At 38.1% G+C, this 7,797-nt stretch carries 2 protein-coding genes and 1 pseudogene; all 3 read left to right on the top strand.

Going from position 1 to position 7,797, the window contains the following annotated elements; translation table 11 throughout:
* Nucleotides 1-302 precede the first annotated feature (302 nt).
* Entirely contained in the window at nt 303-1,106 is an 804-nt protein-coding gene (locus tag DFQ02_RS14570) for a LuxR C-terminal-related transcriptional regulator (RefSeq protein WP_245940283.1), read from the top strand.
* A 551-nt stretch (nt 1,107-1,657) separates the two neighbouring features.
* The gene (locus DFQ02_RS14565) at nt 1,658-7,573 is read left to right on the top strand and encodes a MopE-related protein (protein ID WP_116525192.1); all 5,916 of its coding nucleotides are present in this window, start codon (nt 1,658-1,660) and stop codon (nt 7,571-7,573) included.
* A gap of 66 nt (nt 7,574-7,639) precedes the next feature.
* A pseudogene (locus tag DFQ02_RS15465) lies at nt 7,640-7,797 on the top strand (PorP/SprF family type IX secretion system membrane protein); the annotation flags it as partial.

Raw genomic sequence — 7,797 nt, 5'->3', positions numbered from 1 at the left:
GAAAAATATTTAAAATCTGGTTCTGGAAGGGCGTTTTTGAAAAAGAGGTTTATCTAAAAACAAAACATGGAAAAGTAGACTCATGGTAGAGAATCTCATAGGAGCCTAGCTCAGTTGGTTCAGAGCATCCCGATTTTACATCGGGAGGGTCAGGGGTTTCCCGAAGCTAGTTCGGGATAAACTGAATCCCTTCGCACCCAAAAAAGAGAAAGCCATACTTTATAGGTATCGGTTTTTTTGTATGCTCAGTTTTTAAAAATCTTACACCATAAGAAAGAAGAGTTGTCAAATAATAATCTTTTTTGTTACATTTATGGTTTATTGCTATTGAGGAAATGATTCTAAAGGATATTAAACAGGCATATAGAGGCATCTTTGAGTCTTATGATAATCCATCTCTGGAAGAGCATATAAAAAAGATTATAGAACTGGACATCTACTTACCTTACAGTTCAACATTCTTTTGTATTACCAATACGCAGGATTTGTCATTTGAATATGTAAGTAAAAATATGAAAGCCTGTTTGGGACTAGATAAAAGTTTGTTTGAGGAAAAAGGCATGCGTTATTTTTGGAGTAGAATTCATCCAGATGATATTGAAAGATGGCTTCAGGCTTTAAATGCGCTTATGGATTTTACACTCGATAAAATAGATGTTGAAAATAGACATCACATGAGTTATACGTGGAATTACAGATTTAAAAACGCCCAAGATAAATACGTAAATATTATCCAAAATACCACGCCTTTAGAATTTGATACCAACCACAAACCCATTATTGGGTTGGCTCATTATACTGTGTTAAATGCCGATGTTGAAATGCAAGTAACGGCCTCGGCTAAATTGCTTAATGACCAAAAGGAGTATGAAACATTGTATTTTAGTAGTTTTTCACAAAAATTATTAACTAATGGTATAAGTAATAGAGAGCGCGATATTATTAGGTTATTGGTTCTAAACAAATCTAGTAAAGAGATAGCTAAAAAACTGAACATATCTCCTAACACGGTAGATACACATCGTAGAAATATTCTTAAAAAGCTAAACATTGCCTCAACTGGAGAACTTATTGGTATGCTTAAAATGAATAGGAATATGTTATGATATGAAGATTTATTTCATGTAGGTCTTTAAAGTAAGTTATTCATCCCCATTACACTTCCTTTAATCGAAAAATGTCCGAAAATTTATAAGAATACTCAAATTGAGTATTGACTTCAACCTAATTTATTATCAAATTTACTCTGCTATTAATTCTTTGGGAGAGAATTATATAGAACAAGTGCATGTCATGCTATAAGGTGTGGTATGGCATTTAGTTTATTATTGTCATTCCTGCTTGTCACACTGAGCGCAGTCGAAGTGATGCTAGAGCGAGCCGAAGGAATTCGAAGGTAGGCAGGAATCTATTTTTGAAATTAAAAATGTAAATATTAATTCATCGAAAAAATAGAACCTTTAACCATAAAAAAAGGTTGACTCATTATTATTTCTAATTTTTGAAATAACTAATACTCCCAAAGTATATAAAAACTTTATAATAGACATAAGTGTTTCTAATAGTTATTTAAATAGCAGCCCTATTTCACTGAGCACTTACCGTTGCAGGATTATGCCTGTACTTATGTAATTATATATTCTTATTTAATTAGCCTATGAAATTACACAACCAACCAATCATTATCTTTTTAATATTTTTATTTTTTGTATACCAATTCAGAGCCCAAACATGTAACCAAGTATTTTTTGACGATTTTTCAGGTGGCTTAACTAACTGGACAAATCCAACAGGAGAAGGTACATGGAGTGTTAGTGGTGGAAAATTAATCGGTAATTATAATATAAGCTGTGGAAACGTTACTTGTCAACAGGCTGACTTAATTTTAAATTCTGCATATCAGCTATCAGATAATTGGAAAGCCACTCAAACTTTTACAAGGTTTAATGCTTATGGTACTGTAGATGACTCTCGTGCCAGATTTTCGGTTTATAAAGATGCCTCTAATAAGTTTAATGTTTACATCGGCGCAACAAATGACCAGCTCTCGACAACCAGTTTAGATTCTGTTAAGGTTCATCTCTCGCCATGGAACGGACAATGGAACGGTGCTATAATTCCTTCTTCAAAACAGTCGACTACAGGATCCATTAAGTTGTCCAATCCTTGGAATCCAAACGATATAAACACGGCTTCACTTAGAAAATCAGGAACAACGTATCAAGTTTATTTTAACGACGAGTATTTGTTTTGCTTTGAAGACGTATATCTTGGTGGGCAGGGTGAAGTAGGTTACCATACCTATGGGGGTATTGAGAGCCAATCTTTTCTTTTAGAGAGTTGTCCAGCCTTTAGCAATGCAACAGACTTTGAGAGCTATGCCATGCCACAACAAACTGGAAACGCAAATATTGATAGTGTTAATCATACCATAGATTTAAATGTGCCTAATGGTACAGATGTTACGTCATTACTAGCAAGCTTTACATTGTCTAATGGTGCTACTGCTGAAATCATGGGTGTTGAACAACAAAGTGGAGTCACATCAAATGATTTTACAAATACTGTAACCTATGTTGTAACTGCCGAAGACTGCACGACTACCGAAAATTGGATCGTAAATGTTAATGCAGTTTTAGACCCCTGCGCCTTCATCACCACCTGGCAAACTACCACAGCTAATGAGTCCATCCAAATTCCTACAGTTCCCTCTGAAACCTATAATTATACAGTAAATTGGGGAGATGGTAATGTAACGACCGGGCATACTGGAAATGCCAATCATACCTATACAATTGCTGATGCTTATCAGGTGTCTATTTCAGGAGTATTCCCACGTATTCAGATGAATCTTTCAACAAATGGTGGGGTTAACACCCAAAAGCTTCTTTCAGTTGATCAATGGGGATGTAGCCAATGGACATCAATGAATAATGCATTTAATAGTTGTCCTAATTTAGTGATTAATGCCACTGACACTCCTAATCTCTCAATTGCAACAGACTTAAGTTTCATGTTTTTTTTATGTTCCAATCTTGGCAACGGTACAGGAAACTGGGCTTGGGATACTAGTAATATCATAAACATGAATAGGGCATTCAGTCATGCTATAAACTTTAATCAGGATATTAGTTCCTGGAACACCAGTAATGTAACGGATATGTCTGAAATGTTTCAATTTGCTGCTCAATTTAATCAAGATATAGGCGCTTGGGATACAAGTAATGTGCTTGATATGAACAGAATGTTTTCGGAAGCTACTGCATTTAATCAAGATATTGGAGCTTGGAATACTGTAAATGTCACCAATATGCAATTAATGTTCTTGCAGGCAAGCTCTTTTAATCAAAATATTGGTGCTTGGAATACGGGGAATGTAACTAATATGAGTGCAATGTTTCATTCTGCCTCTAACTTTAATAGTGATATTGGAAGCTGGAATACAGCAAGTGTTACCAACATGAGCTATATGTTTTACAATGTTTCGTCTTTTGATCAGGATTTAGGGGCATGGAATGTAGAAAATTTATTAGATGCTACATCTATGTTTTTTCAAGTTACTTTATCAATCGCTAATTACGATAGCTTACTCATTGGTTGGAACGCACAAAATTTAAATCCAAATGTTCAATTTCATGGTGGTTATAGTCAGTATTGTGCAGGAGAAGCAGCTCGTGCTAACATGATAACTAGCGATGGGTGGTATATTCCAGACGGCGGTTATGCAGGGGCCACACTAGTAGACTTGGCAGACCAAACCGTTTCTGGCAGTTATACCTTACCTACTATAACAGGGACAAACTTGTCTGGTAATGAAGCGTATTATACTGGTCCAAGCGGGACAGGGACACCCTATAATGCTGGTGATACTATTAATTTTGCTGATTTTTCGACCTACCCAATTACACTTTATATTTATGATCAGGCCTTACCCGGCTGTGCTGATGAGCAGGACTTTTTGTTGACTATCACCTGTATCTTGAATACCTATTATGCCGATGCTGATGGCGATGGGTATGGTGATGCTACCAACAGTCTCCAGGATTGTAGTGCACCCATAGGTTATGTAGCTGATAATACAGACTGTGATGACACGAGTATCTTTGTGAATCCTAATGCTCCTGAGTTATGTGATGGTGTTGATAATAATTGCGATGGTCAAATCGATGAAGGCTTTGTCGACACTGACGGCGATGGGATTGCCGACTGTGTGGATACCGAAACCTGCGATGGGGTGGATAACGATGGGGATGGAGTAATAGATGATGGTTTTCCTGACACAGATGGAGATGGGATTGCTGATTGTGTTGACACTGAAACCTGTGACGGTTTAGATAACGATGGTGATGGAGTAGTAGATGAAGGATTCCCAGATACAGATGGCGATGGTGTTGCTGATTGTCAAGATACTGAAGTTTGTGATGGTCTGGATAATAACGGAGACGGCCAGATCGATGAAGGTGTTACCAATACCTATTATGCTGATGCCGATGGGGACGGGTATGGAGATTTCAATAATTCTGTACAGGATTGCTCTCCACCCACAGGCTATGTAAGCGAAAATACCGATTGTGATGATACCAATGCCGACATTTCTCCTGGGAGTACAGAGGTATATTGCGATGGTATAGATAACGATTGTAACCCTGCTACTTTAGATCAACCTGAAATACCTTTGGTCTCTGGGGTAGATTGGATAAAGTCTGATGCATCAAGATTAATAGATTATGGTAGCGAAGGTGGCTTAGAACGCATTGGTTCGTCCACTTGGAGTGTTGGTGCAAAGTCTGCAGCCATTACAGGCGATTTTTATCTGGAATATGAGGTTGAAATTTTTTCGGCAGGTGGTGTTGGTAATGGTGATTGCTTTTTTGGTTATGTTACAGACGATATCGATCCTGCCAATGTTGTCATTTACTCCAATAACCAAAATAGAAAAATGATCTATTTCGATCAAGGCTATATGCTTACCGATTGGCCTTCTATATGGGACGACCGTGTCAATCTTACTGCATCGGTTGGCAATGTGGTAACACTAATAATTACAAGAGTTGGAGGTATCATATCTTATAGCATATCAGGGGCAACTAGCGGAAATGCCTCGGGAATCATAGAGACTGGAAATACTGGCCCCGTATATGCTATAACCTCTTTTTATAGCCCTGGTTGTAGACTTAATAAAGCCATTTTAAATAGTGCTAGCCTATTAAGCGACCCTAGTTTAACAATTTATTATCTCGATGCTGATGGCGATGGTTATGGAGACCCCATGAATGCTATAGGGGCTTGCTCCGCTCCTGTGGGTTATGTGTCTGATAATACAGATTGTGATGATTCTAATGCTGCAGTTAATCCCAACGCTATTGAGGTATGTAATGGCATTGATGACGATTGTGATGGGCTTATAGATGATGCAGATCCAAGTATATCTGATCAAACGATATGGTATATTGATAATGACGCTGATGGATTTGGCGATGCGGTTAATAGTATTTTCTCCTGCAATCAACCTGTAGGCTATGTCTCCGATAATACCGATTGTAATGATTCGAATAACACAATTTCTCCAAATGCCACAGAAATTTGCGATGGTATCGATAATAATTGTGATGGCCTAATCGATGAAGGTTTTAGTGATACCGACGGTGATGGCATTGCCGATTGCATAGATTCCGAAGAATGTGATGGCCTGGATAACGATGGGGATGGACAAATAGATGAAGGGTTCCCAGATACCGATGGTAACGGAATAGCTGATTGTGTGGATACTGAGATCTGTGATGGAATAGATAATGACGGTGACACCTTGGTTGATGAAGGTTTCCCTGATACTGATAATGATGGTATTGCAGATTGCCAAGATGTAGAGGTATGTGATGGCTTAGATAATAATGGTGATGGGCAAATTGATGAAGGTGTGACTACCACCTACTATGCCGATAATGATGGTGATGGTTATGGGGATTTAACGAATACAATAGAGGCCTGTTCACCTCCAGTTGGGTATGTTTTAGATAATACCGATTGCGATGATACTAATAATACCATTTATCCCGGAGCACCAGAACTCTGTGATGGCTTAGATAATGATTGCGATGGGGTCATCCCACCTGACGAGATCGATGATGATGGTGATGGTTTTACAGAGTGTCAGGGCGATTGCAATGATACTGATAATACTATTTACCCAGGAGCACCCGAATTATGTGATGGCCTGGACAATGATTGCGATGGTGTTATTCCTAGCGATGAGATTGACGATGATGGCGATGGACTCTCTGAGTGCCAAGGCGATTGCGATGATGCAAATGCCACAGTCTACACGGGGGCACCAGAACTATGCGATGGACTGGACAATAACTGTGATGGTGCCATTGATGAAGGGGTAACCACCACTTATTATACCGATGCCGACGGTGATGGCTATGGTGATATTAACGATCCCGGAATGGAAAGTTGTGCGCAACTACCGGGCACAGTAACCGATAATACCGATTGTGATGATACCAATGCGGCCATAAACCCCGGAGCTACCGAAATATGTGATGGTATTGATAACAATTGTGACGGACAAATAGATGCAGGTGTAACCATAACCTATTATGCCGATATGGATGGTGATGGCTTTGGAGATGCCAATAATAGTGTTCAAGACTGTACGGTACCGCCTAATTATGTACTTGACAATACCGATTGCGATGATACTAATAATACCGTTTATCCAGGAGCACCAGAATTATGTGATGGATTAGACAACGATTGCGATGGCATAATTCCGGAACCACAGGTTGATACAATTACTGATGCGACATCGGTTAACAGTTTTACCTTGCCAACCATTACAGGTATTAATTTATCTGGAAATGAAGCTTATTATACCGAACCCAACGGTAATGGAATGGTATTCTTTGCTGATGATATGATCTACTTTGAAGATTTTGCTTCTTATCCTATAACTTTGTATGCATACGATATTGGTAATTCAGGATGTGATTCCGAAGAAAGTTTTATGCTTACCGTTCAAGAGCTTTTAGAATGTACCTCTTTGAACGATCCTTTAAATGGTGAGGAAAATGTTTTTGTAGATACTGATTTATCTTGGGATATGGTATCCAATGCTACCGGATATGCATTGTCTATTGGTACCAGTCCAGGAATAGGAGATATTTTGAATGATCAAGATGTTGGTAATACACTATCATATGATTTGATTCAGGATTTACCTTATAGAACTGAAATTTTTGTAAGCATTGTGCCTTATAATGACAATCAGATAGCCATAGACTGTATAGAGGAGAGTTTTACCACGGAGAGGGAGCAATTACCTCCAAAGTATTTCACACCAAATAATGATGGTGCTAACGATAGATGGATTGTACCAGATCGCTTAAATACCATTGCTTTTATTCAAATATTTGATCGTTATGGTAAATTGCTCAAAGAGGTTAGAGATTTACAGCTAGGTTGGGATGGCACCTATAACAATTCGTTGATGCCTGTAAGTGATTACTGGTATCTAGTGGTTTACAAAGATGGTAAAACCCTAAGAGGACATTTTAGTTTGGTGAGATAATTAGTGAAGTGTCAAAATAAAAAAAATGTCACACAGAGCGCATTCGAAGTGCATTTAACAAAGAATATGAAATTAAAATATTACGTTTTAGTAGTGATTATGTTTGTCATTTCAAACACATCTCTATCTCAAGAAGGCTTACCCATTTATACTGATTATTTAACGGATAATTATTATTTAATTCATCCATCTATGGCGGGTGCAGCTAACTGTGCAAAAGTTAG

It is taken from the genome of Seonamhaeicola aphaedonensis (genome assembly GCF_003386195.1).
GTDB classification, from domain to species: Bacteria; Bacteroidota; Bacteroidia; order Flavobacteriales; family Flavobacteriaceae; genus Seonamhaeicola; species Seonamhaeicola aphaedonensis.
This window is presented reverse-complemented; position numbering and strand designations above follow the sequence as displayed.